We start from the raw sequence: 21,525 nt of genomic DNA, 5'->3' as shown, positions 1-21,525 counted from the left end.
GGCCGATGCGCACCGTCTCCTCGGAGATGGCCGTCTCCGCCTGATCCCGGCCCGGCGCCCCGTCCCCCCGCGGGGCGCCAGCCGGCCCGCACGACCTGAGAGGCACTACCGATGGACGACTCGACCGTGCAGGTCACGACGGTGCGCGGCCCGGTTCCCGTCGCCTCCCTCGGGATGACCCTCACCCACGAGCACCTGCTCTGCGACTGGTCGGCCAGGCCGCGTCCCGAGCCCGAGGACCCGGCCGAGCGCGCGTTGTTCCACGCGCAGGTGAGCCCGGAGCTGCAGTGGGTGCTCCGCGAGGACCCGCGCTGCTGTCGGGACAACGCCAGGCAGGACGACCCGGAGGCCACGGTCGCGGAGCTGGAGAACTTCGTCGCGGCGGGTGGGCGGACCGTCGTGGACTGCACGAACGGCGACATCGGCCGCGACCCGCTCGCGCTGCGGGCCGTCGCGGAGCGGACCGGGCTCAACGTGATCATGGGTTCGGGCTGGTACGTGCACCTGTTCCACGCCGCCCGCCGGGCCCTGACCACCGTCGACGACCTGGTGGCGGAGATCGTCGCCGAGTTCGCCGACGGCGTCGGGGACACCGGGATCCGGCCGGGGATCATCGGGGAGATCGGGGTGTCCCCGCAGTTCACCGACGCCGAACGGACCCACCTGCGCGCCGCGGCGCGGGCGCAGCGCGAGCTCGCGGTGCCGCTGTTCGTGCACCTGCCGGGCTGGCAGCGGCGCGCCCACGAGGTGCTCGACATCGTCCTCGACGAGGAGGGGGTCCGGCCCGAGGCGGTGGTGCTGTGTCACATGGACCCCTCCGGGGAGGACCCGGACTACCAGCGGGCCGTCGCCGCACGCGGCGTCTGGCTGGAGTTCGACATGATCGGCATGCCGTTCCTCTACGCGGGCGAGGGCCAGTGCCCGGCCCCGCACCAGACCGCGGCCGCGGTCGCCGCGCTGGTCGCCGCGGGCCACACCGACCAGCTGCTGCTCAGCCACGACATGGCCACCAAGGCCATGTGGACCCGCAACGGCGGCAACGGCTACGGCTACGTCCCCCGGTTCTTCCTGCCCCGGCTGCAGCGCCTCGGCGTGCCGGGCGAGGTGGCCGCGGGTCTGTTGACCGCCAATCCCCGCCGCCTGTTCACTGCGGCGGGCCATCGATGAGGAGTGTTGTGAGCCAGCTTCTGGGGAACGCCTTCGCGGCCGAGCTCGACTGGACCCCGAAGACCCCCGAGTTCCGCACCGGCGCCCGCTACCTGGACGGGATCACCGCGGACACCGCGGTGGACGTCTGGGGCGCCGAGGTCGGCGAGTACGACGGCGTCACCGCCGACGAGATCTTCGTCGTCCTCGAGGGCAAGGCCGAGGTCACCTTCCACCGCACCGGCGAGACCATCGCGATCGGACCGGGAGACGTCGTCCGCCTCTTCGCCCGGGACACCTGCACCTGGCGGACGATCGAGACCATCCGGAAGGTGTCGTTCTACGTGCCGCCCGCCGTCGTGCCGGTGGAGTCCTCCGTCAGCGACTGACCTGCTCGCCGCCGGGTAGCCGGGTGCACCCGAACGCGAGGAGGGGAACCCGTGCCGACGTGGTTGCAGGCAGGCCTGTGGGGCCTGCTCGCCGGCGGCGATCTTCATCTCCAACGTCCCCGAGGGGCTGTCCAGCGCGGCGGGGATGAAGCGGGCGGGCCGGTCCGCCCGGTACGTCTTCGGCGTGTGGAGCGGGATCGCGGTGGCCGGCGGGCTGAGCGCGCTGATCGGGTACGTCGCCCTCGACGGCGTGTCGCCGACCGTCGTCTCGGTGATCACTGCGGTGGGGCGATCGGGTACTACCTGTTCACCGGCCGGGTGGGCTGACCGTCCGTCACCGCTCCTCCGGGGGGATGCGCATGTGTTCCGCGACGCGGGGCGGCGCGGCCGTGCGGGCCTGCTCGGCGGCCAGGCTCGCCGAGCGCTCGGGGGCCGGGTCCAGCCGCACCGACCGCACCACCTCGGCGCCGTTGTCGTAGTCCACCGGCGGGATCGCGCGCAGGGCCCGGACCACCTCGTCGGGCGCCCCGACCCGCCTGGCGGCGTCGACCAGGGTGTCCTTGTCCGCGGGATAGTCGACCTCGGTGAGGTAGTCGAGGACCTGTTCCGGGGTGAGGGAACCGGCCATCACCGCGCCCCGTTCCCGAGTGCGGCCTGCGGGCCCGCCGGAGCGGTGTCGGTGTTCTGGTGCTGCACGTGTCTCCTTCTGTACGGAGCATCAGCCGGAGGACCCGACCGCGGTGACCGCCGCGTCGATCCGCCGGGCCAGCTCGATGTCCATGTCCGTCACGCGGTCGAGCGAGTGGGTCCAGACGACGAAGGTCACCCCGTCCGGCCCCTGCTCGACCCGCGCGTGGTGGTTCAGGTCGCGTTCGGCACGGGCGACGGCGTTGCGCAGCGGCGTCACGCGGTCGGGCGGGAGCCCGACGATGCGCCGCAGCCGGTGCTCGTCGCCGTCCCAGCCCTCCAGGGCGGTGAGCGCACGATCGATCTCGTCCCGCTCGAGCAGCCGCGGGCTCAGGTCGGTCGGGACCCCGGATCCCCGTGGCGGGACTCCCTGGTCGAGGGGCGCGCGCAGCTCCGCGCCGTCGGGCAGGCGCCGGTCGAGGAGGTCGGCGAGCTCCGGTTCGAGGTCGGCCAGCGTGGACAGGGTCGCCTGGACGAAGAAGCGGGCCCGCTCGCCCGGCCACCCGAGCACGGCGCCCACCGCGGACACCAGCTCCGTGGCGCTCCCGGGAGGAGAAGACCCCGCCCCTACCTCGGCGGCGCCGCGCAGCGAGCCGGGCAGGACCGCGGCCAGCCGCTCACGATCGGTGGGGTCCAGCGCCGCGGCCACCACGGCGAGGACCGCCTCCACCGCGTGCCTGGCCTCCTCGGTGTCCGTCGCCCCTGCCTGGTCGCCGACGGTCTTCACGAACGTCGCGTACTGGATCATCGGCTCCTCCTGGTGGTGGTGTTCCGCTGTGCCCCGATTCCGGCGTGGGAATCGGTCGATGTCCTCACAGGGCCCGGTCGCGCGGGACCGTCGGGACGTACAGGCCGTCGCGCTCGGCGCGCACCGCCGCGAGAGTGCGCGTTGGGGCCTCGAGCTTGTGGAGGATGTGCTCCAGGTGAGCGGCCACGGTGCGCGGGGCCACGACGAGCGCGTGCGCGATCTCCTGGTTCGAGCACCCCTCGACCAGGAGGCCCAGCACCTCGAGCTCACGCGGCGTCAGGCCTCGCAGATCGGTGCCCGGCGCCAGGAGGACGAGGCCTGTGACCGCGGGCGGAGCGTCCTCGGGTGCCGCCATGGCGGTCACCCGCAGGTGCCCTCCCGGCGCGTGCGGACCACCCCTCGGCCAGAGGAACGAGCAGTAGACGTGCCCCTCGTCGACGCGTTCGCGGGCGGCGGCCAGCACCGGCGAGCCCGGGACCAGCAGCGCGCTGTCCGGCAGGCCCGGCAGTGGTCGGCAGCCCCCGTCGTCGCAGAGCACCGCCGCGGCCGTGGCCCCCCGCACCAGGTGGGCCGCGGTCAGCAGCGACCGCATCGGGTCGATGCCGTGCGCGAGCACGGGCCCGAGCCTGCCGAGCCTGCGGCGGACGAGCGGCGAGGGTGGGTGCCGGTCGCCGGAGAGCAACGCGAGGAAGCCGACGTGGCGCCCCGTCGGGGTGAACAGCCCCAGGGCCATCGCCTCGTGGATCCCGGACGGCATCAGGCAGTCCGCCCATGTGGAGAGCTCCGCGGCCGGGTACGGCAGATCGGACGGGCTCAGCGGGGGCCGGGCCCGGTCGGTGCCGGTGACCTCGATCTCCCGCGCCATCACCGGACCGGAGAGGAACTCGACGACCGGCTGGTCGAGGTCGATGCTCGCCAACGAGCGGTAGCCGGAGCCCATGGGATCGGCGAGCGCCAGCCAGGCGGCGTCGAACGGGACGAGCCCGCGGAGGACCTCGAGGAGGGCCTGTGCGCGCTCGGAGCCGGTCCCCGGCGACGCGGCGGTCTCGGCCAGGAGCAGCTCCCCGGACTGGTGCGAGCGCATGTTCCCTCCACAGGTCGCGCGCCATGACCGCGGCCCCGCGCCGAACGGCTGCTCGGTGGATCGGCTGGGCACTGGTCAGCTCCTCGGTCGTTCCGCTGAAGCGAGCACCACTACCCGGGCGAAGGAGTCGGAAACCGCAGGCGGCCGACCCGTTCCGCGCCGTCTGTGGGCGGTATCGGCAGGTTTGCCACTACCGGGTCCCGCGCCCCCGCCGTTGCAATGGAGATGCACCGGCCGGACGAGTCGGGTACATCGACGGCGAGGAGGACAGCGTGCGAGCAGTGGTCTACGAGGGCCCGCGGCAGGTCAGTGTCAAGGAGGTGCCGGACGCGCGGATCGAGCGTCCGACGGACGTCTTGGTGCGCATCACGACGACGAACATCTGCGGCTCCGACCTGCACATGTACGAGGGGCGGACCGACTTCGAGCCCGGCCGCTGGTTCGGGCACGAGAACATGGGCCAGGTGATCGAGGTCGGGGACGGCGTCGACAAGGTCCAGGTGGGGGACTACGTCGTCCTGCCGTTCAACATCGCCTGCGGACACTGCAAGAACTGCGAACGGGGGCTCACGAACTACTGTCTGACCGCGCAGCCGGAGCCGAGCTGGGCGGGCGCCGCCTACGGCTTCGCGGACATGGGCCCGTGGGCGGGCGGCCAGGCCGAGCTGCTGCGCGTGCCGTGGGGTGACTTCAACTGCCTGCGGCTGGGGGAGGACGCCCAGGAGCGCCAGGCCGACTACGTGATGCTCGCCGACATCTTCCCGACGGGCTACCACGCCACGGAGCTGGCGGGTGTCAAACCCGGCGACCAGACCGTGATCTACGGCGCCGGACCCGTCGGCCTGATGGCCGCGCTCTCGGCGACCATCCGGGGGGCGGGCAAGGTGATGGTCGTCGACCGGCACCCCGACCGGCTGCGACTCGCGGAGTCCATCGGCGCGATCGCCATCGACGACTCGAAGGTCGACCCGGTACAGGCCGTCCTCGACCAGACGATGGGCCTGGGCGCCGACAACGGGTGTGAGTGCGTGGGCTACCAGGCGCACGACCCCGCCGGGGAGGAACACCCCAACCTGACGATGAACCGCCTGGTCGCCTCGGTGCGCTTCACCGGGAAGATCGGCAACGTCGGGGTCTTCGTGCCGCAGGACCCCGGCGCCTCGGACGAGCTGGCCAAGCAGGGCAAACTCGCCTTCGACTACGGCACGTTCTGGTTCAAGGGCCAGCACATCGGCAGCGGCCAGGCGCCGGTCAAGCGGTACAACCGGCAGCTGCGCGACCTGATCGCGGGAGGCAAGGCCGAGCCGTCCTTCATCGTGAGCCACGAGCTGCCCCTCGACCGGGCGCCGGAGGCCTACGACCACTTCGACAAGCGGGACGACGGCTGGACGAAGGTCGTCCTGCACCCGGCGGGGAGCTGACATGGCAGGGGAACTGGACGGACGACGGGTCGCCATCCTGGCCGCCGACGGCGTCGAGCGGGTGGAGCTCGAGCAACCGCGCCGGGCGCTCGACGACGCCGGTGCCCGCACCGAGGTCGTTTCGATCAAGAGCGGCGAGATCGCGGCTCGCGACAACGACCTGACCGACGCCGGGACCTTCGGCGTCGACCGGCTGGTCGGGGACGTCTCGGTCGGGGACTACGACGCGCTGCTGCTTCCCGGCGGCACCGTCAACCCGGACAAGCTCCGGATGGAGCAGACCGCGGTCGCGTTCGTCCGGGACTTCGTCCAGTCAGGGAAGCCCGTGGCCTCGATCTGCCACGGGCCGTGGAACCTCGTCGAGGCGGACGTCGCCCGGGGCAGGCGGCTGACCTCCTTCCCGAGCATCCGCACGGACCTGCGCAACGCGGGTGCGGACGTGGTCGACGAGCAGGTCGTGACCGACGGCAACATCACCACGAGCCGCTCGCCCGACGACCTGCCCGCCTTCTGCGATCGCATCGTGGCCGAGTTCGCCGGACAGGCCGCCACGACGGGCGGCGGCTCGTGACCACCACCCTCGGGAACGTGGCGTCGCTGGCCGCCCGCGCGGGCGGCAGCGTCGTCCGGCAGGTCAAGGCGGTCGTGGACCCCGCGCCGGCCCGGCCGGCGGGCACGGACCACTCGGCGTCCGGGTGGCTCGTGGTGACCGTGGTCGGCGAGCCGTCCCAGATCGACACCGACCGGCTGCCCGTCCCCCTGGCCGAGTTCGGAGACCAGCTCGAGGTGCTGGTCCGCGCCGCCCCCGGCGACAAGGGGACCGAGCTCGCCGCCCGCCTGCGCGACCGACCGTCCGGCAGCACGCTGGCCCGACTGACCGGTAGCGACCCGCAGGCGGACCTGCGCTCCGCGCTCCGCCGGGCCAAGCAGCTCATCGAGGTGGGCGAGGTGTTGGCGGTCGACCCCGCACCGCACGGCGACCGGACCCCGACACCCGGCGGGATGCTGCTCGAGATGTGGACCCGCGTGGCCCCGAAGGCAGGAGTGCGATGAAGGCAGTGACCTGGCGTGGCGTGAACGAGATCGGCGTCGAGGACGTCCCGGAGCCCACGATCCTCAACAGCCACGACATCATCGTGGAGGTGGGGCTGAGCGCGACCTGCGGCTCTGACCTGCACCTGATGGGGGGCTACATCCCGGCCATGCGCGCCGGGGACGTGCTCGGGCACGAGTTCATGGGCCGGGTCGCCGAGGTCGGCCCCGCCGTCACGAAGCACCGGGTCGGCGACCGGGTGGTCGTGGTCTCCTTCGTCGGCTGCGGGAAGTGCTGGTACTGCCGGGAGGGTCTGTGGTCGCTGTGCGACAACGGCAACCCGAACCCGGGGCTCACCGAGGCGCTGTGGGGCCAGGGCATCGGCGGCTGCTACGGCTACTCGCACGCCCTCGGCGGATGGGCGGGCAGCCACGCACGCTACATCCGGGTCCCCTACGCCGACAACGGGGCGTTCACCATCCCGGAGGGGGTCTCCGACGAGCGGGCGCTGTTCGCCTCCGACGCGGCGCCGACGGGCTGGACGGGGGCCCACCAGGCCGAGGTGCGGCCCGGCGACGTCGTCGCGGTGTGGGGGGCGGGCGGGGTCGGCCAGATGGCCGCCCGGGCCGCGATGGTGATGGGCGCCGAGCGCGTCGTCGTCATCGACCGCTTCGACAACCGCCTCCAGCAGGTCCGCACCCACATCGGGGCGGAGACCCTCGACTACGAGGAGGTGAACGTACCCGCGGAGCTGCGCGAGCTGACCGGCGGCCGGGGGCCGGACGTCTGTATCGAGGCCGTGGGCATGGAGGCGCATCATCCCGGCCCCCAGTACCTCTACGACCAGGTCAAGCAGCAGATGCGGCTGCAGACCGACCGGCCCACCGCGGTCCGGGAGGCGATCTACGCCTGCCGCAAGGGCGGGCGGGTGTTCACCCTGGGCGTGTTCGCGGGCGTGGTGGACAGGTTCCCGCTCGGCGCGGTGATGAACAAGGCGCTGACCCTGCGCGGCGCCCAGCAGCACGGGCACCGCTACATCCCCGAGATCCTCGACCTCATGAGCCGGGACGAGGTGCGGACCGAGCACCTCGCCACCCACGTGATGGCGCTCGACGACGGCCCCGAGGGCTACCGGATGTTCAAGGAGAAGGAGGACGGGTGCGTCCGCGCCGTCTTCCGTCCCGGCGGCTGACCGATCGCACTGCAAGGAGGTCCGATGGAACTGACGGCGACGACGACGGTGCGCAGACCCGTGGCGGAGGTGTACGCCTTCTGGCGGCTCCTGGAGAACCTGCCGTCGTTCATGGCGCACCTCGACGAGGTGCGGACGACGGACGAGAAGTCCAGCACCTGGACGGCGAGCGCCCCGTTCGACCACACCGTCGTGTGGGAGGCCCTGATCACCGAGGACCTGGTGGAGGAGCGGATCGCCTGGCGCTCGACCGAGCAGGCGGACGTCCCGAACGAGGGCACCGTGTCCTTCCTCCCCTCGCCGGACGGGGCGGGCACCGAGGTGCACGTGCACCTGGTCTTCGACATCGAGGCGGGGAAGCTGGGCAGGGCGGTCGCGAAGTACTTCGGGGAGGATCCCCGCCAGCAGCTCGACGACGACCTGCGCCGGTTGAAGCAGGTCCTGGAGACCGGTGAGGTCGTGCGCTCGGACGGGGCCCCCTGGGGCAAGCGGGCACGCAAGGAGTTTCCGCAGCGCCCGGCCCAACCGCTCACGGTCGAGGAGCGTCGGGAGGTGCTGGGCGCATGAGGGCGAACTGCTGGGCGGGCCGCAACGAGGTCGAGGTCCGGGAGGTGCCGGACCCGGCGATCCTGAGCGGCCGGGACGCCATCGTGGGGATCACCTCGACGGCGATCTGTGGCTCGGACCTGCACCTGGTCGACGGCTACGTCCCGACCATGCAGGACGGCGACGTCATGGGCCATGAGTTCATGGGTGAGGTCCTCGAGGTCGGCCCGGACGTCGACCCGACGCGGCTGCGGGTCGGGGACCGCGTGGTCGTGCCGTTCCCGATCGCCTGCGGCGCGTGCGCGGCCTGCGCCGCCCAGCTGTACTCCTGCTGCGAGAACAGCAACCCGAACGCCGGGATCGCCGAGAAGATGTTCGGCCATCCCGTGGCCGGGCTGTTCGGCTACTCCCACCTGACCGGCGGGTTCGCCGGTGGGCAGGCGCAGTACGCCCGCGTCCCGTTCGCGGACGTGGGGCCGTTGCGGATCGAGTCCGACCTGACCGACGAGCAGGTGCTCTTCCTCTCCGACATCCTGCCCACCGGCTACATGGGGGCGGAGATGTGCGACATCCGACCGTCGGACGTGGTCGCCGTGTGGGGGGCGGGTCCGGTCGGCCAGTTCGCGATGGACAGCGCCCGGGTGCTCGGCGCCGCCGCGGTGATCGCGATCGACAAGGAGCCCTACCGGCTGCGGATGGCCGAGGAGGCCGGGCACATCCCGGTGAACTTCGAGGAGGTCGACGTCCGGTCCCGGTTGCTGGAGCTCTCCGGCGGCCGCGGCCCGGACAAGTGCATCGACGCGGTCGGCATGGAGGCGACCCACGGCAGCGCCCACCTGCACGCCTTCGACCGCGTCAAGCAGGCCGTGCGGTCGGAGACGGACCGCCCGCACGCCCTGCGTCAGGCGATCATGTCCTGTCGCAGCGGGGGGATCGTGTCGGTGGTCGGGGTCTACGGCGGGTTCGTGGACAAGTTCCCGGCCGGGGCCTGGATGAACCGGTCGGTGACCCTGCGCACGGGGCAGTGCCACGTGCAGCGGTACATGACGCCGCTGCTGGAGCGGATCGAGCGCGGCGAGCTCGACCCGACGCGCGTCATCACCCATCGGCTGACCCTCGAGGAGGCACCCCGCGGCTACGACATCTTCAAGAACAAGCAGGCGGACTGCGAGAAGGTCGTGCTCAGGCCCTGAGCGCGCGCTTCGCCATCTCGACGACGAGCAGGGGCACATGGACGACCGAACGTATGACGGTTCGTCCGGCCGGGTGGACTCCACCCGGCCGGGGCGACACCGCGACAACCAGGTCCGGGTCGGCCTCCTGGCCGATCCCGGCGCGCCCAGCGATCTCGCCGCCGCGCTGGTGCCGGAGCTGTCCGAGGTGCTCGCCGTCGAGATCGACGACACGACCGAGTGGGTCGTGGACACCGAGACCCGGGAGGTGCCGCTCGACGAGGAGGGTCTGGTCCCGCTGGAGACACTCGCCCGGCAGCACCGCGAACGCCGGGGCTGGGACGTCATCGTCGTGGTCACCGACCTGCCCCGGCGGATCGGGACCCGGCCCGTCGCGACCGTCCTGAGCGAACGCACGGGCACCGGGTTGGTCTCGCTGCCGGGGCTGGGTGCCCTGGCCGTGCGGCGTCGCGGGCGACACGCCGTCGTGCACCTCGTGCGGGCCCTCACCGGGCACGACCACCATGAGGCCGGGGGGCGCCCCTCGGACGTCCCCCGGTTGAGCCCGCTGCGCCACGTCGACGCCGACGAGGAGAGCGACGCCCATCTGGCCCTGGTCGGGCTGCGCGGCAGGCTGCGGCTGCTCGCCGGGATGGTGCGGGACAACCGTCCGTGGCGGTTGGTCCCCCACCTGTCCAGCGCCACCGCTGCGGCCGCCGCGACGGGCGCCTACGCGATCATCACCACCAGCTTCTGGACGATGGCGACCTCGTTGTCGCCGCTGCGTCTGTTCCTCATCTCCGTGGTGGCGATCGCGGCCATGGCGACCTGGCTGATCACCTACAACCACCTCTGGGACCGGCCGCCCGACGAGGACGGGCGGGCGAAGGCGGTGCTCTACAACGCCGCCACCGTGATCACCCTGGTCATCGGGGTGACCTGCATGTACGTGCTCCTCTACCTCGCCGGGCTGCTCGCGGCGCTCGCGTTGATCGATCCCGGCTACTTCTCCAGACAGCTGCAGCGGCCCGCCTCGTTCGGTACTTACCTGAAGCTGGTGTGGCTGGCGAGCTCGGTCGGCATCGTCGCGGGCGCGCTCGGCTCCAGCCTGGAGAGCGAAGAGGCCGTCCGGAACGCGACCTACGGCCGCCGCGAGCAGGAGCGGCGGCGACGCGGCCGCGAGGAGGACTCGTCGTGACCGCAGCCTCACCGTCACACTCGGCGCGACGGTGAGGGCGGCGTGACCGGCCTGGTCGGCCGCGGAAACCCGGAGGCAACGCGCCGCTGGTGACATGACGGTCCCGCCCACGCTGGAGCCGTCGTGACACTTCCACTGGACGACCCTGGATCTCCCCGTGCGCGAGCAGCACGGCTACTGGCGCGACGTCATCTGCGCCGCGTTCACCCCGCTCGTTCCCTGCCGCAGCCGCGCGCGGCCGACTGGTCCCGGGAGGGGGTCGCGGGGTGGGTCCGCTCCCGGCGGGTCTTCGACGTCAACTGCGCCGAGATCGGGACGGTCGGGCAGCTGAACATCCACGGTCCGCGGGAGGTCGGCCGCACATCTGAGGAGACGGTCTTCGTCAACCTGCAGCTGAGCGGTTCGTGCGTGGGCAGCCAGGGTGGGCGGACCTGCTACGTGCCCGCGGGCTCGTTCGCCCTGTTCGACGCCACGCGCCCGTTCCGTCTCGACCACGCCGAGGACTGGCCGTCGCTGTCCTTCCGGGTCCCGCGCGAGCGGCTGATGGGTCTGGTCCGCAGGCCGGACGACGTCACGGCCCGGACCCACGACTCCCACCTGAACCGGGCCTTCCGCGCCCACCGCGGCTGCGGGCCCTCCGACCTCCGGCCGCGCTGACCTTCCCGTCGAACGACGACGGCCCGGGCCCGACCGCGTCGGACCCGGGCCGTCCGGGGTGGCTCGGAGCGGTTCAGGCGGCGGGCGCGTAGCTGGTGAACGGCATGACCGGCGCGACCTTGCGGTCGCTGAAGCTCCAGGCGCCGTCCTCGCGCGCGAGCTCGTCGGTGTAGACGCAGACGGTGCCGCTCACGGTGCCCGCGGTGTTCGCGAAGAACAGCAGGTAGCAGGTCTGGGTGGCGGTGTCGCCGGTGACCGTGATGATCTCGTTCATGGTCAGGTGTCGCATCGGGCCGAAGGTGTCCCGGCACAGCGGGACGAACGCGGCGAGCTCGGCGTGCCCCTTCGGGGTCTGGCCCTCGATGAGGGCGTGGAAGACGCCGTCGGTCGAGAAGGTGGCGGCCCACTCCTCGGGGGTGCCCTGGTCGACCGCGAAGTTGTACCGGGCGTTGAGCGCGCGGATCTCCTCGAGATCGGCGAGCGTGTCGGGTGCGGTCATCGGGGTCTCCTCCGGTCCGAGCCGTGCCTGCTGGGTGTGGCCGCAAGGCTAGGGAGGGTTCGCGGTGCTGAGCGTGGACGTGGCTGCACGGCCCCAGGCATCAGAGTGCACCGGTGGCCTGCGGCAGAGTGGTCCCGGCCGGACAGGGACGGCCGTGATGCGGATGGAGCCCGGTATGACGCACAGCTTGATGTACTCCAGCGCCGCCGCGTTCGCGTTGGACGACCGTGAGGTCGCGGCGCTGCTGGCCGACAGCCGTCGCCGCAACGCGGAGAACGGCGTCACCGGGATGCTGGTCTACATCCGGGTCGACGACGAGCGGTGCGCGTTCCTGCAGGTGTTGGAGGGGCCGGAGGCGTCCGTCGAGCAGACCTACGCCCGGATCGCGGGCGACGAGCTGCACACGGACCTGACCGTGCTCAGCCGCGGCCCGGTGGCGCAGCGCCGCTTCGCGGGCTGGTCGATGCGGTTCGCCGCGCTGCCGGGCGACGACCTGCTCGACGCGTCCGGCCGGGGCGACGCGGACCCGTTCCAGCTGCTCCGGGACGGTGCGGCGATGGAGCGCGTCCTCGCCGCCCTGGGGGCGGAGTGAGGTCGCGCGCGGGCACGCCCTAGCCGTGCCAGTCGAGGCAGACGACGGTGGCGTCGTCCCGCAGGTCCCCGCCGGTCGCGGCGAGCACCTCCTCGCCGAGGGTGTAGACGACCTCGCGGGGGTGCCGGTCGGCCGTGCGCGCCAGCAGCGCCTGGACGTCCAGGCGTTCGGCGTTGCGTTCCAGGATCCCGTCGGTGACCAGGACGATCCGGTCCCCCGGGCGCAGGTCGACGGGCTGCGCGGCGAACTCGTGGTGGGGGTAGAGGCCGAAGGGGAGGTCGACCGCCAGGTCGACGGTGGTGACGGCGCCGCCGCGGACCCGGTAGGGCAGTGGGTGGCCGGCGTTGACGATGGCGAGGCGGGCGTGGACCCGGTCCACGCGGACGAGCTGGCCGGTCACGAACTCGCCCGGCCCCGAGGAGGCGACGAGGGCGTCGTTGGCCGAGGCGGCCTGCGCGCGCAGGTCGAGCTGGTGGCGCCTGCCGTTGCGCAGGCTCCCGACCAGCACCGTGGCGAGCAGGGCGGCGGTGACGTCGTGCCCGACGGCGTCGGTGATCGACAGGTGCAGGCTGTCCCGGTCGAGGGCGTAGTCGAAGGTGTCGCCGCCGACCGCGTTGGCGGGCTCCAACCACCCCGAGACGGTGAACTGCCCCGCTTCGCAGGTGTACGCGCTGGGCAACAACCGGCGCTGGATCTCCGCGGCCAGGGAGAACGGGGCGCTGCGCTGGGCCCACTCGAACAGGTCGGTGTGCCTGCGGGCGCCGACCACGACGTAGGCGAGCGCCCGCGCGGCGGCGGCGACGCTCGCGACGACGGTGGCGTCCGGTGGGTTCGCCGTGCGCACCTCGACGACCCCCATCGTGTCCCCGCGGTCGGTCACCGGCACCACGAGCGTGCTGCCGTCCCGGTCGGACCGCAGGTCGGGCCGCTGGGACCGCAGGACCGTCTCGTACACGGTGCCCGCCAGCGGCACGACGGGCACGTCCTCGACACCGCGCTGCTGGACCCGGGCCGCGTTGGCCCCCGTGCCGCCGAACCGGGCCACCGCGCGCCCGCTGAGGTCGGTGATCCAGAACCAGACGTCCGTGGCGGAGAGCATCGCGGCCATCGCGTCGGCCACGACGTCCACCGCCTCGACCGGTGAGGCGGCCTCCGCCAGGTCGAGGAGTTCCCGCAGGTCCAGCGGCGGGACCCGAGGCGACGGCATGGGGCGAGACTAGTGCAGGAGTGGGCGCCTACTCCTTCTTCAGCTTGTCCTGGGCCTTGCCCGCCATCTTCTCGACGGTGTTGGGCAGCTCGGTGGTGCCGTAGAGGCGGCTGTCGGGGTGGGTGGGCGGCGGCATCGGGGCGCTGGTGGTGGTCCCGTCGTGGTAGCTGAACTCGCCCTTGCCGTCGGGTGCGGGGCCCTCGGCCCAGCGGCCGTCGCTCGCGTGGACGCCGTCGGAGAAGTTGAGGTACTGGTAGGAGACCTCGGTGTGCTCCTGGCCCTGGGGGAAGTTGCTCGGGGCGGGCAGCTCCTCGATCCCCTCCTCCTGCAGCTCGGCCACGGCGGCGAGCCACTGGTTCTGGTGCATGGTGTCCCGGGCGAGGAGGAAGGCCAGCAGGTCACGCACGCCGTGGTCGTCGGTCATGTGGTAGAGCCGGGCGACCTGGACCCGGCCCTGCATCTCCGCGGCGGCGTTCTGGGAGAAGTCGGCGAGCAGGTTGCCCGAGGCGGTGATGTAGGAGCCCTGCCAGGGGTTGCCGTTGCTGTCGACGGGGCGCGCTCCCGCCCCGGCGACGATCGCGTGCTGCACGTCGGCCCCGCCGACCACCGCGGCGACGGTCGGGTCGTCCTGGACGGCGTCGGAGGTGATGCCGAGTGGGGATCTCTCGAGGAGCTGGACGATCGTCGTGGCCAGCATCTCGACGTGTCCGACCTCTTCGGCGCCGATGCCGAAGACCAGGTCGCGGTACTTGCCGGGGATGTGCATGTTCCAGCCTTGGAACATGTACTGCATCGCGATGGTGATCTCCCCGTACTGACCGCCCAGCACCTCTTGGAGCTTGCGGGCGTAGACGGCGTCGGGCTGGTCGGGTGTGGCCTTGAACTGCAGTTCCTGGCGATGGAAGAACATGACGCTCCTGGGTGGGGGGGGTGCCGGGTGAGACCGCCTCGGCGGGTAGCACGGGCCTGCCCTCGTGCGAACGCCCCAAACCCGCGGTCGGTCCGGAAGGGCGTCACGCCCTGCGGTGACGGGACGTGTGCGCCACGATCTCGGCGGCGACGTCCCGGAGCTTCCGATTCGTGTGCTGCGACTGGGTCCGCAAGAGTTCGAAGGCCGCGCCGGGGTCGCGGCCGGTCTGTCCCATGATGATCCCGATCGCCTGATCGATCGTCGAACGGGAGCTCAGGGCGATCTCGAGGTGGCGGGCCCGGGCTTCGCGCTCGGCCAGCCGGCGGGCCAAGGCGATCGCGCCCGTGGCCTGGTCGGCGAACTTCATGGCGCGCCGCCGATCCTCCTCGGTGAGGGCGTAGGGGGATCGGCTGTAGAGGTTCAGCGCGCCGACCGACCCGCCGTCGATGGTCAGGGGGATGGACAGCGAGGATCCGGCGCCCGCCTGTCGGCCCCGGCGGGAGAAGGCGGGCCACCGCTGGTCATGGGCGATGTCGTCCACCGCGACGACCGTCACGGTGCGCAGGCAGGTCAGACAGGGGCCGTTGTCGACGTCGTACTGGATCTCGTCGAGGGCGGCGGCGAGCTTGTCGCTGGTCGCACCGATCAGCTCCGACGACCGGGTGGCACCCACCGTCAGCCCACAGGAGAGCGCGTTCTCCACCGCTCCGGCGGCGTGTTGCGCCACCTGGGCGAGGAAGGCCTCGACGCCGTCCGCCCCGATCAGCAGCCGCTGCAGCTGGTCCGCCACATCACGGGGCACGCGACCGTACCTGCCCTCGACCAACGCACGTCCTCCACGCCCGACACCGGTCATCGCGTTGCGAGAACGCGTCATGGGCGCCGCACTGTCGGACGCGGGCTGAGGCCAGATCACGGATGCCGAAGCGACGAGGCAGAACAACCGATGATGAGCCTACCCCGCAGAAGTCGAGTCGCGGGCCTCGCGGCCCATCCGGTTGACTTGGCGACGGGCCCGGCCCCCGACCCGGGCGGGGCACGGGTCAAGGTTGCAGCGGTTGGACCACCAGCCGCTGCAGCCGAACCCTCCCGGTTACCGGGGCGCCGTGCGGGTAGGCGGCGTGCATGTCCTCTCGACCGCGTCACCGACGCGACCGCGACCTGCCGCCCCGCCGATGAGCGCCGTCGACGGCCCGATCCGTGCGGAGCTGACCTTCATCGGGACCGCGACGACCCTGCTGCGGCTGGGGGAGTTCACGGTCCTGACCGATCCGAACCTCCTCCGCCGTGGCGAACGCGTCCACCTGGGGTACGGGCTGACCAGCAGGCGGCGCACCTCGCCCGCCCGCACGCTCGACGCGCTGCCCGACCTCGACACGGTGCTGCTGTCCCACCTGCACGGGACCACTTCGACCGACGGGCTCGGGCGGGTCTGTCCCGGGACGTGCCGATCGTCACCACCCCGCACGCCAGCCGGCGTCTGACCCGATGGGGCTTCGACACCGCGGCGCTGCGCACCTGGGACCGGTGGGAGCTCGCGAGGGGCACTCAGCGGCTGCGGGTGACGTCGGTGCCGGCCCGTCACGGTCCGGTGGGTGTGCGCCGTGCGCTGCCGCCGGTCATGGGCAGCATCGTCGAGCTGGTGCGGGACGGACGGGTCGCTCTGCGGGTCTACGTGACCGGCGACACCGTCTCCGGTTCCTTCCTGCGCGAGGTCCACGAGCGCTACCCCCGGCTCGACGCGATGGTGATCCACCTCGGCGGGACCAGGATCGCGGGCCTGCTGGTCACCCTGGACGCGAGACAGGGGGCCGACCTGGTCGCACTGCACCGGCCGTCGCTGACCGTGCCCGTCCACTTCGACGACTACGACGTCTTCCGGTCGCCGCTGAGCCACTTCCTCCAGGAGGTTCGCGACCGTGGGCTCGTGGGGGTCCATCCCGTGCTGCGCGGTGACACCGTCGACCTCTCCGGGGCGGCGGTCCCGCCCGGGTCCGGGTGAGCACTCAGCCCACGACCCGGATCGTGCCGATCTCGGGATCAGCGGCATCGGGGATCACCATGCCTGCCCGGACCCCGCTGCGCAGGTAGTCGACGATCTCGTCGGTGACGCACTCCCCGGGCGGCAGTACGGGGATGCCCGGCGGGTACGGGGTGACCTGTTCCGCGCAGACCCGGCCCACGGCCTTCGCCGCCGGGACATCCTCAGCGGGGGCGAAGAACGCGTCGCGGGGGAGCATGACGGCGTCGGTCTCCAGGGCCCTCGGCGAGGGCAGGTCGACTTCACGCGGCGGCTCGAACTCGGCGGTGGTGAGCGCCTCCAGGGCCGCGAGGAGGGGCGCGACCGTGTCCTCGTCGTCGCCCAGGGTCAGCATCGCCTCGATGCGACGGTGGTCGGACAGGTGCACGTCGATCGCGCGGTGCGCACGCAGCCAGTCGGCGGCCTGATAGCTGCTGATCCGGAGCTCGGTGAGGTCGATGAAGACCTGACGTCGGCGCCCGCGTCCATGGCCCAGGTCGGCAGCCGCTCGTGGAAGGGCAGCAGGGGCAGGCCGCGGGCGTGGCAGATCTCGGCGACGACGGAGAGGTCCGCGCAGGTGCCGTAGGGGGTCGGGCTGGTGATCAGGACACGGGCGACGTCGTCGTCGCGGTCGAGCGCGGCGCGGACGTCCTCGGGTGCGGGCGGGTGGGCGAGATGGTGCTCGCGGTCGTAACGCGGGTGCACCCACACCGGCTGCAACCCGGACAGGACCAGCCCGGAGACCACCGACTTGTGGGCGTCGCGGCCCACGAGGATCCGGCCGTGGCGACCCGCGACGGCCAGCATCGCGCTCTTGACCGACAACCAGCTCCCGCAGGTGGAGAAGAAGGCGTGCTCCGCTCCGACGGCGTCCGCCATCAGCTCCTGGGCGCGGGCGATCACCCGGCCCGAGCTCGTCCGGGCGTCGAGACCCGGAGCCGCGAGCACGTCGGTGCGGAAGACGTCCGCGCCGAGGATCGCGCGGGCACGCCTGCGGCTACCCCGGGCGCGGGCGGAGCACGCATGCCGGTCTCCGCCGCGCCCGCGGCGTGGGGGTCAGGCCCGGCCCAGCCCCCGGTGGGGACGGGTCAGGGACAGCCGCTCGTGTTCGGACAGCCCTCCCCACACCCCGTACGGCTCCTCGGCCGAGAGGGCGTGCCTGCGGCAGGTCTCCAGCACCGGACAGGCCGCGCAGATCTGCTTCGCCCGCTGCTCGCGGGCGGTGCGCGAGGGCCCGCGCTCGGCCTCGGGATGGAAGAACAGGGCGCTGTCCATGCCGCGACAGGCGGCGTGTTTCTGCCACTCCCACTGTTCGAGCAGTGCGGGAGGCAGCCTTCGGGTGTCAGCCACGTCGACCCCCGACCCTGTCGAGCGTCGCGGTGGTCGATCGTCGATTCAGATGTGTCATGTCTCCACCAGCCTGGGAAGCCGGTAGCGGGGCGCTTCCGACAGTAGCCGCCGTGCGGGTCTGAGGACACGTTCGAGCGGCGTACCGGGAGCGGTTCGTCTGCTGCTAGTGCCCCGTCCAGAACGTTCAGGACCGAACTCGGCGGCCCAGCCACCCGTGGGCGGCGTTGCCACCCCGGCCGAATACGCCCGGTACGAGACCGGGGCGGCGCCTTGCCCACGAGCGGCTGGATCCCCCGATTCCGGCCCCGACGTTCCTGGACGGGGCACTAGATCGGGGGCGCAGGTGGGCCCGACCGGCGGCGCGCGGCGCCCCGTCCGGTGTGGACGGTGCGGTGGTCCGCGCGCCGCTCGGCGGAGCTACTTGCCAAGGGTGTCGCGCACCGTGTCGCGGACCTCGGCGCCCGCGTCCTTGACCTTCTCGCCCGCCTGCTTCACGCCGGCCTTGGCCTGGTCGGCCTTGCCCTCGGCCACGAGGTCCTCGTTGCCGGTGGCCTCGCCGACCTTCTCCTTGGCCTTGCCCGCCAGCTCCTGGCCCTTGTTCTGGATCTTGTCCCCGAGTCCCATGATGAGCTCCTTCCTCGATCGTGCGGTCCTCTGTCTGACGCGCCGATCCGGGCGGTCCTCACGCCGAGCTTCTGTGAGGTGGCTCACTGTGGCTCGGGTCCGGTCGGGAGCATGTCCTCGACGCACACGGTCACGTCGGCGTCCGGGTGGAGACCGCGGACGGCGCGCCGGACCGCGCGGGCGAGGTCCTCGACGCGGGTGGGGTGGTAGCCGACCACGCCGACCACGACGGTCCCGGCGTCGAGGCGAACGCCGAGCACCGGGTCCCGGTCCGGGTGGTCCGTGCGGGTGTGGTCGCGGTCGCCGGGGTGCAGCCCGGCCACGAGCGGACAGGCGCGCACGGCGGCGGCGACCGCAGCGGCGGCCTGGTGTGTCGTGTCGGCGCAGGAGCCGCTCTCGGGCGGGACGGGGATGTCGGTGTCGTTCATGTCGGTCACGTCGATGTCGTTCACGAGGCGCGGAGAATCAGGTCAGGACGTCGTCGATCACGACCGTGACCTGGGCGGGAGTCAGCCCGGTCAGCTCGCGGACGTCTTCGATCACGGCGCGGCGCACCCGGTCGCCGAGCGCGACGAGGTCGGTGCCGAAGTCCGCCGCCAGGGTGATGGTCAGGGCCGCCGTCCGACCCACGACGCCGGCTTCGATCTTGGCGGGGGCCCACGGCGGCACGGCCGGATCCGCCTCGCCCGGAGCGTCGGCGGGGTCCGGCCGGGACAGCGCCACGCGGACTCCGGGGACGTGCTCCGCCGCCTCGCGCGCCGCGACGACGACCACCCGCGCGGAGACCAGCGTGGTGCCCTCCGCCGAGATCAGCATCCCGTAGTCGGTGTGGGCGAGGGCCCGCCGCAACCGGCGCAGGGCCTGCTCCACCAGCGTCGCGGGCGCGGTGGGCCGCTCCTCGGTGAGCGCCTGGACCGGAGCCCAGAGCCGCTCGTACTCGGCCAGGGCCGCCCGACAGTGCGGACACCGTCGCTGGTGGGTGTCCTGCGCCGCGCCGGCGCCGTCCGCGACCTGGTCCAGCAGCGCGTCCACGCTGCGCCCGCAGGGCAGTCGCTCGTCGGGCTCCAGGTCGTCCTCGGTCATTCCCAGCTCCGTAGCTCGCGGAGCAGCGTACGGCGGGCGCGGTGCAACCGTCCGCGGACGGTGGGTTCGGGGAGCTCCAGGATCGACGCCACCTCCTGGTAGCCGAGCTCCTCGATCTGGTGGAGCACGAACACCGTCCGCAGGTCCGGCGGCAGCGCGGCGACGGCGTTCATCGCAGCCCGCGCCCGCTGTCGGGCGACCGCCACGTCGTCGGCGCCGTGGCTCGGTGGCGGGTCGTCGTCGACGACCGGCTGCACCGGCTTGCGGGCCCGGGCCACGGTGATGCAGCGGTTGACGACGACCCGGTACAACCACGTCGTGAAGGCGCTGGTGCCGGCGAACCCGGCCAGCGCCGTCCACAGCTGGATGACCACGTCCTGCGCGACGTCCTCGGCGTCGTGCGGATCGCCGAGCATCCGCAGGGCGATGCGGTAGATCCGGTCCCGGTGTCGGCGGACCAGCACCTCGTAGGCGTCGACGTCTCCGCTCGTGACCTTGGCGATGAGCCATGCGTCCGCCTGCGCGTCCAGCCCGCCCCGGGACGGTCGGGGGGTCCGCCCTGCAGCGGGCTCGACCACCCGGTCCGCGGGCGGCGTCGACGGCACGACCTCGGCCTCGCCGTTCGGCATCGCCGCGGACCTAACGAGCACGTGCCCAACGGGCCGTGGCCCGGTCGGGTGTGGGTCTCTCCGTCACGTCCCGGAACCTGCCTCGACGAGTTCGCACGGTCACCGCCTTCTGCGCCGCCCGCGGCGCTGTCCCACCCGACCGTCCACATCGGTGGCCGGGCCGTCGATACTCTGACGCGACCGTCGGAATCCCGCTCGTCGATCATGGTTCACCCCCCGAGGACGTCGGCCCTTCGCGCACACCTCAAGGGACGGGGCGGGACGAAGTTCCTCACAACGATGTGACTCATGACACATTTCGTCGACGATCCTCGTCCGAGGCGGGCCCGCCGACGTCGAGGAGGTGGATCTCCCGTTCGAGCTCGCCGAGCGTGTCCCGCTTCGCCGGCGGCGGCGCGGGGACCGGGCCGCCCGCACGCAGCACGCGCACGGTGTCGGTCAGCCGGTCCACCCGCCGCAGGATCCCGTTGCGGTGCAGGTACCAGGCCAGGAAGCGCATCAGCAGCGCGGCGACGAGAGCAACGGCGACCGACACGTAGTCGCGGACGCGGATCGCGTTGATCTCGGCGATCCGGTCGTCGAGCAGGCGGCGCTCGTCGTCCTGCATCCCGCCGACGGCGGCCCGGATGTCGTCCATCAGACCCTTGCCGTAGGTGAGGTCCGGGCGGATCTCGGCGTCGGTGTCCCCGCCCGCGGCGACGACGGACCGTTGCCGGTCGAGATCGGCCAGCTGCCGCTCGGCCAGCTCCCGCAGCCCGTCGAGCCTGCGGAGCTTGTCCGCGCGGGGCTTCTCGCCCGGCTCCGCAGAAGCGAGCCCGGTCAGCCGGGTCAGCACACCCGGCAGCTCCGCGGTCGCCTGGTCGAACGGCTGCAGGAACTCGACCTGGCGGGTGAGCTGGTAGCCGCGCACCCCGGTCTCGGCGTCCACCATCACGGTGGTCAGCTCGCTGAGCGCCGCGGTCATCTCGAACTTGCGCTGGATGTCGGTCTCGATGTCGACGCGCTGGAGGTTGCCGGTGAGCGCCAGGCACGCCGAGACGACGACCGCGACCAGGGGCAATCCGACGGTGATCCGACCCTGGGTGCGCACCGGGATCCGGTTCCAGAGCCCGAGGCCCGCCTGCACCGCACGGGTCGTTGCACTGCGAAAGGTCCCGGGCACGTCGGCAGCGTACGGAGGTCGGGTCGCGGCGGCACCCGCAACGCGTCGCCGAGGTGCGCGGGTGCCCGGCGCGGCGAGTAGGGTCCGCGACACCGGGAGCATTGCAGCATGTGGGCGTTCGGCCCGCGTCGTCTCCGGAGATCGCCCAGTCCGAGCCGCCGCGCTCGGGGGACGGA

The 21,525-nt window shown here is 72.7% G+C and carries 28 protein-coding genes and 1 pseudogene; 14 read left to right on the top strand and 15 right to left on the bottom strand.

What is annotated here, in order from left to right:
* Positions 1-111 precede the first annotated feature (111 nt).
* The 3 genes and pseudogenes from BLS43_RS13385 to BLS43_RS31065 form a co-directional block, all read left to right on the top strand.
* On the top strand, positions 112-1,167 hold the full coding sequence (locus BLS43_RS13385; protein ID WP_093083534.1) for a phosphotriesterase family protein: 1,056 nt from the start codon (positions 112-114) through the stop codon (positions 1,165-1,167).
* Positions 1,168-1,175: 8 nt separating this feature from the next.
* Positions 1,176-1,535, top strand: coding sequence for a cupin domain-containing protein (locus BLS43_RS13380; protein ID WP_245707471.1), 360 nt, complete (start codon positions 1,176-1,178; stop codon positions 1,533-1,535).
* Between the two features lie 94 nt (positions 1,536-1,629).
* Positions 1,630-1,821, top strand: a pseudogene (locus BLS43_RS31065) (ZIP family zinc transporter); the annotation flags it as partial.
* Between the two features lie 48 nt (positions 1,822-1,869).
* Here the strand turns inward: BLS43_RS31065 and BLS43_RS13370 are convergent.
* The 3 genes from BLS43_RS13370 to BLS43_RS13360 all read right to left on the bottom strand — a co-directional run bounded on the left by BLS43_RS13370 (position 1,870) and on the right by BLS43_RS13360 (position 4,054).
* Positions 1,870-2,163 (bottom strand): DUF2795 domain-containing protein, encoded by a 294-nt coding sequence (locus tag BLS43_RS13370; protein WP_093083530.1) that lies wholly within the window; start codon positions 2,161-2,163, stop codon positions 1,870-1,872.
* A gap of 90 nt (positions 2,164-2,253) precedes the next feature.
* Entirely contained in the window at positions 2,254-2,970 is a 717-nt protein-coding gene (locus tag BLS43_RS13365) for a DUF2267 domain-containing protein (RefSeq protein WP_093083527.1), read from the bottom strand.
* 64 nt (positions 2,971-3,034) lie between these two features.
* A complete protein-coding gene (locus tag BLS43_RS13360; protein ID WP_093083525.1) occupies positions 3,035-4,054 on the bottom strand; it encodes a helix-turn-helix transcriptional regulator in 1,020 nt (339 codons plus the stop codon).
* A gap of 272 nt (positions 4,055-4,326) precedes the next feature.
* On the opposite strand from BLS43_RS13360, the gene BLS43_RS13355 reads away from it, so the two are divergent.
* From BLS43_RS13355 to BLS43_RS13320, 8 genes are all read left to right on the top strand, one after another.
* Positions 4,327-5,475, top strand: a complete 1,149-nt coding sequence (locus BLS43_RS13355; RefSeq protein ID WP_093083523.1) for a glutathione-independent formaldehyde dehydrogenase — start codon at positions 4,327-4,329, stop codon at positions 5,473-5,475.
* Position 5,476: 1 nt separating this feature from the next.
* Positions 5,477-6,046, top strand: a complete 570-nt coding sequence (locus tag BLS43_RS13350; RefSeq protein WP_093083520.1) for a type 1 glutamine amidotransferase domain-containing protein — start codon at positions 5,477-5,479, stop codon at positions 6,044-6,046.
* The gene (locus BLS43_RS13345) at positions 6,043-6,528 is read left to right on the top strand and encodes a hypothetical protein (RefSeq protein WP_093083518.1); all 486 of its coding nucleotides are present in this window, start codon (positions 6,043-6,045) and stop codon (positions 6,526-6,528) included. The genes BLS43_RS13350 and BLS43_RS13345 overlap by 4 nt, the downstream gene beginning before the upstream one ends.
* Positions 6,525-7,700, top strand: coding sequence for a zinc-dependent alcohol dehydrogenase (locus tag BLS43_RS13340; RefSeq protein WP_093083515.1), 1,176 nt, complete (start codon positions 6,525-6,527; stop codon positions 7,698-7,700). Before BLS43_RS13345 ends, BLS43_RS13340 begins: the two co-directional genes overlap by 4 nt.
* Positions 7,701-7,724: 24 nt before the next feature.
* Positions 7,725-8,267, top strand: a complete 543-nt coding sequence (locus BLS43_RS13335; RefSeq protein WP_093083512.1) for an SRPBCC family protein — start codon at positions 7,725-7,727, stop codon at positions 8,265-8,267.
* Complete coding sequence (locus BLS43_RS13330) at positions 8,264-9,439, top strand: zinc-dependent alcohol dehydrogenase (protein ID WP_093083510.1); 1,176 nt, start codon at positions 8,264-8,266, stop codon at positions 9,437-9,439. Before BLS43_RS13335 ends, BLS43_RS13330 begins: the two co-directional genes overlap by 4 nt.
* A gap of 37 nt (positions 9,440-9,476) precedes the next feature.
* Complete coding sequence (locus BLS43_RS13325; protein WP_143030033.1) at positions 9,477-10,616, top strand: hypothetical protein; 1,140 nt, start codon at positions 9,477-9,479, stop codon at positions 10,614-10,616.
* A 123-nt stretch (positions 10,617-10,739) separates the two neighbouring features.
* Entirely contained in the window at positions 10,740-11,273 is a 534-nt protein-coding gene (locus BLS43_RS13320; protein WP_093083504.1) for an AraC-like ligand-binding domain-containing protein, read from the top strand.
* 73 nt (positions 11,274-11,346) lie between these two features.
* Here BLS43_RS13320 and BLS43_RS13315 read toward each other — a convergent pair whose 3' ends face one another.
* Complete coding sequence (locus BLS43_RS13315; RefSeq protein WP_093083501.1) at positions 11,347-11,772, bottom strand: nuclear transport factor 2 family protein; 426 nt, start codon at positions 11,770-11,772, stop codon at positions 11,347-11,349.
* A 175-nt stretch (positions 11,773-11,947) separates the two neighbouring features.
* Here BLS43_RS13315 and BLS43_RS13310 point away from each other — a divergent pair, with 175 nt between their 5' ends.
* Positions 11,948-12,364 carry a BLUF domain-containing protein gene (locus BLS43_RS13310; protein WP_176921313.1) on the top strand — a complete coding sequence of 139 codons (417 nt, stop codon included), beginning with the start codon at positions 11,948-11,950 and terminating at the stop codon, positions 12,362-12,364.
* A 19-nt stretch (positions 12,365-12,383) separates the two neighbouring features.
* On the opposite strand, the gene BLS43_RS13305 is transcribed toward BLS43_RS13310, so the two are convergent.
* The 3 genes from BLS43_RS13305 to BLS43_RS13295 form a co-directional block, all read right to left on the bottom strand.
* Positions 12,384-13,571, bottom strand: coding sequence for a PP2C family protein-serine/threonine phosphatase (locus BLS43_RS13305; RefSeq protein WP_093083495.1), 1,188 nt, complete (start codon positions 13,569-13,571; stop codon positions 12,384-12,386).
* A 28-nt stretch (positions 13,572-13,599) separates the two neighbouring features.
* A complete protein-coding gene (locus BLS43_RS13300) occupies positions 13,600-14,481 on the bottom strand; it encodes a manganese catalase (protein WP_093083493.1) in 882 nt (293 codons plus the stop codon).
* 103 nt (positions 14,482-14,584) lie between these two features.
* On the bottom strand, positions 14,585-15,283 hold the full coding sequence (locus BLS43_RS13295) for a GAF and ANTAR domain-containing protein (RefSeq protein ID WP_176921312.1): 699 nt from the start codon (positions 15,281-15,283) through the stop codon (positions 14,585-14,587).
* Positions 15,284-15,656: 373 nt separating this feature from the next.
* Here BLS43_RS13295 and BLS43_RS31060 point away from each other — a divergent pair, with 373 nt between their 5' ends.
* A complete protein-coding gene (locus tag BLS43_RS31060) occupies positions 15,657-15,965 on the top strand; it encodes a hypothetical protein (RefSeq protein ID WP_245707470.1) in 309 nt (102 codons plus the stop codon).
* Positions 15,966-16,072: 107 nt separating this feature from the next.
* Entirely contained in the window at positions 16,073-16,483 is a 411-nt protein-coding gene (locus tag BLS43_RS31055; protein ID WP_245707469.1) for an MBL fold metallo-hydrolase, read from the top strand.
* 4 nt (positions 16,484-16,487) lie between these two features.
* Here BLS43_RS31055 and BLS43_RS31050 read toward each other — a convergent pair whose 3' ends face one another.
* From BLS43_RS31050 to BLS43_RS13255, 8 genes are all read right to left on the bottom strand, one after another.
* Positions 16,488-16,856, bottom strand: a complete 369-nt coding sequence (locus tag BLS43_RS31050; RefSeq protein WP_245707468.1) for an Orn/Lys/Arg family decarboxylase — start codon at positions 16,854-16,856, stop codon at positions 16,488-16,490.
* Entirely contained in the window at positions 16,850-17,449 is a 600-nt protein-coding gene (locus tag BLS43_RS31045) for an aminotransferase class I/II-fold pyridoxal phosphate-dependent enzyme (RefSeq protein ID WP_245707467.1), read from the bottom strand. Before BLS43_RS31045 ends, BLS43_RS31050 begins: the two co-directional genes overlap by 7 nt.
* A gap of 108 nt (positions 17,450-17,557) precedes the next feature.
* Positions 17,558-17,851 (bottom strand): WhiB family transcriptional regulator, encoded by a 294-nt coding sequence (locus BLS43_RS13280; RefSeq protein ID WP_176921311.1) that lies wholly within the window; start codon positions 17,849-17,851, stop codon positions 17,558-17,560.
* A gap of 417 nt (positions 17,852-18,268) precedes the next feature.
* Entirely contained in the window at positions 18,269-18,475 is a 207-nt protein-coding gene (locus tag BLS43_RS13275) for a CsbD family protein (protein ID WP_093083485.1), read from the bottom strand.
* Between the two features lie 83 nt (positions 18,476-18,558).
* Positions 18,559-18,927, bottom strand: a complete 369-nt coding sequence (locus BLS43_RS13270) for a hypothetical protein (RefSeq protein WP_093083482.1) — start codon at positions 18,925-18,927, stop codon at positions 18,559-18,561.
* 13 nt (positions 18,928-18,940) lie between these two features.
* On the bottom strand, positions 18,941-19,558 hold the full coding sequence (locus BLS43_RS13265; RefSeq protein WP_093083480.1) for an Asp23/Gls24 family envelope stress response protein: 618 nt from the start codon (positions 19,556-19,558) through the stop codon (positions 18,941-18,943).
* Positions 19,555-20,187, bottom strand: coding sequence for an RNA polymerase sigma factor (locus tag BLS43_RS13260; protein WP_093083477.1), 633 nt, complete (start codon positions 20,185-20,187; stop codon positions 19,555-19,557). The genes BLS43_RS13265 and BLS43_RS13260 overlap by 4 nt, the downstream gene beginning before the upstream one ends.
* Before the next feature lie 286 nt (positions 20,188-20,473).
* On the bottom strand, positions 20,474-21,349 hold the full coding sequence (locus BLS43_RS13255) for a CHASE3 domain-containing protein (protein ID WP_176921310.1): 876 nt from the start codon (positions 21,347-21,349) through the stop codon (positions 20,474-20,476).
* Between the last annotated feature and the right edge of the window lie 176 nt (positions 21,350-21,525).

This window comes from Pseudonocardia oroxyli (genome assembly GCF_900102195.1).
In the GTDB taxonomy this organism is placed as follows: domain Bacteria; phylum Actinomycetota; class Actinomycetes; order Mycobacteriales; family Pseudonocardiaceae; genus Pseudonocardia; species Pseudonocardia oroxyli.
Note: the sequence above shows the minus strand (reverse complement) of the source record. Positions and strands in the feature narration are given on the sequence as shown.

What these genes read in the sequence shown, in the direction of transcription:
- BLS43_RS13315 (WP_093083501.1), bottom strand. Translation starts at nt 11,772, where the DNA reads ATGACCGCACCCGACACGCTCGCCGATCTCGAGGAGATCCGCGCGCTC.
- BLS43_RS13325 (WP_143030033.1), top strand. Translation starts at nt 9,477, where the DNA reads ATGGACGACCGAACGTATGACGGTTCGTCCGGCCGGGTGGACTCCACC.
- BLS43_RS13370 (WP_093083530.1), bottom strand. Translation starts at nt 2,163, where the DNA reads ATGGCCGGTTCCCTCACCCCGGAACAGGTCCTCGACTACCTCACCGAG.
- BLS43_RS13335 (WP_093083512.1), top strand. Translation starts at nt 7,725, where the DNA reads ATGGAACTGACGGCGACGACGACGGTGCGCAGACCCGTGGCGGAGGTG.
- BLS43_RS13360 (WP_093083525.1), bottom strand. Translation starts at nt 4,054, where the DNA reads ATGCGCTCGCACCAGTCCGGGGAGCTGCTCCTGGCCGAGACCGCCGCG.
- BLS43_RS13300 (WP_093083493.1), bottom strand. Translation starts at nt 14,481, where the DNA reads ATGTTCTTCCATCGCCAGGAACTGCAGTTCAAGGCCACACCCGACCAG.
- BLS43_RS13350 (WP_093083520.1), top strand. Translation starts at nt 5,477, where the DNA reads ATGGCAGGGGAACTGGACGGACGACGGGTCGCCATCCTGGCCGCCGAC.
- BLS43_RS31060 (WP_245707470.1), top strand. Translation starts at nt 15,657, where the DNA reads ATGAGCGCCGTCGACGGCCCGATCCGTGCGGAGCTGACCTTCATCGGG.
- BLS43_RS13365 (WP_093083527.1), bottom strand. Translation starts at nt 2,970, where the DNA reads ATGATCCAGTACGCGACGTTCGTGAAGACCGTCGGCGACCAGGCAGGG.
- BLS43_RS13310 (WP_176921313.1), top strand. Translation starts at nt 11,948, where the DNA reads ATGACGCACAGCTTGATGTACTCCAGCGCCGCCGCGTTCGCGTTGGAC.
- BLS43_RS13275 (WP_093083485.1), bottom strand. Translation starts at nt 18,475, where the DNA reads ATGGGACTCGGGGACAAGATCCAGAACAAGGGCCAGGAGCTGGCGGGC.
- BLS43_RS13330 (WP_093083510.1), top strand. Translation starts at nt 8,264, where the DNA reads ATGAGGGCGAACTGCTGGGCGGGCCGCAACGAGGTCGAGGTCCGGGAG.
- BLS43_RS13340 (WP_093083515.1), top strand. Translation starts at nt 6,525, where the DNA reads ATGAAGGCAGTGACCTGGCGTGGCGTGAACGAGATCGGCGTCGAGGAC.
- BLS43_RS13265 (WP_093083480.1), bottom strand. Translation starts at nt 19,558, where the DNA reads ATGACCGAGGACGACCTGGAGCCCGACGAGCGACTGCCCTGCGGGCGC.
- BLS43_RS13305 (WP_093083495.1), bottom strand. Translation starts at nt 13,571, where the DNA reads ATGCCGTCGCCTCGGGTCCCGCCGCTGGACCTGCGGGAACTCCTCGAC.
- BLS43_RS13260 (WP_093083477.1), bottom strand. Translation starts at nt 20,187, where the DNA reads ATGCCGAACGGCGAGGCCGAGGTCGTGCCGTCGACGCCGCCCGCGGAC.
- BLS43_RS13385 (WP_093083534.1), top strand. Translation starts at nt 112, where the DNA reads ATGGACGACTCGACCGTGCAGGTCACGACGGTGCGCGGCCCGGTTCCC.
- BLS43_RS31050 (WP_245707468.1), bottom strand. Translation starts at nt 16,856, where the DNA reads ATGCTGACCCTGGGCGACGACGAGGACACGGTCGCGCCCCTCCTCGCG.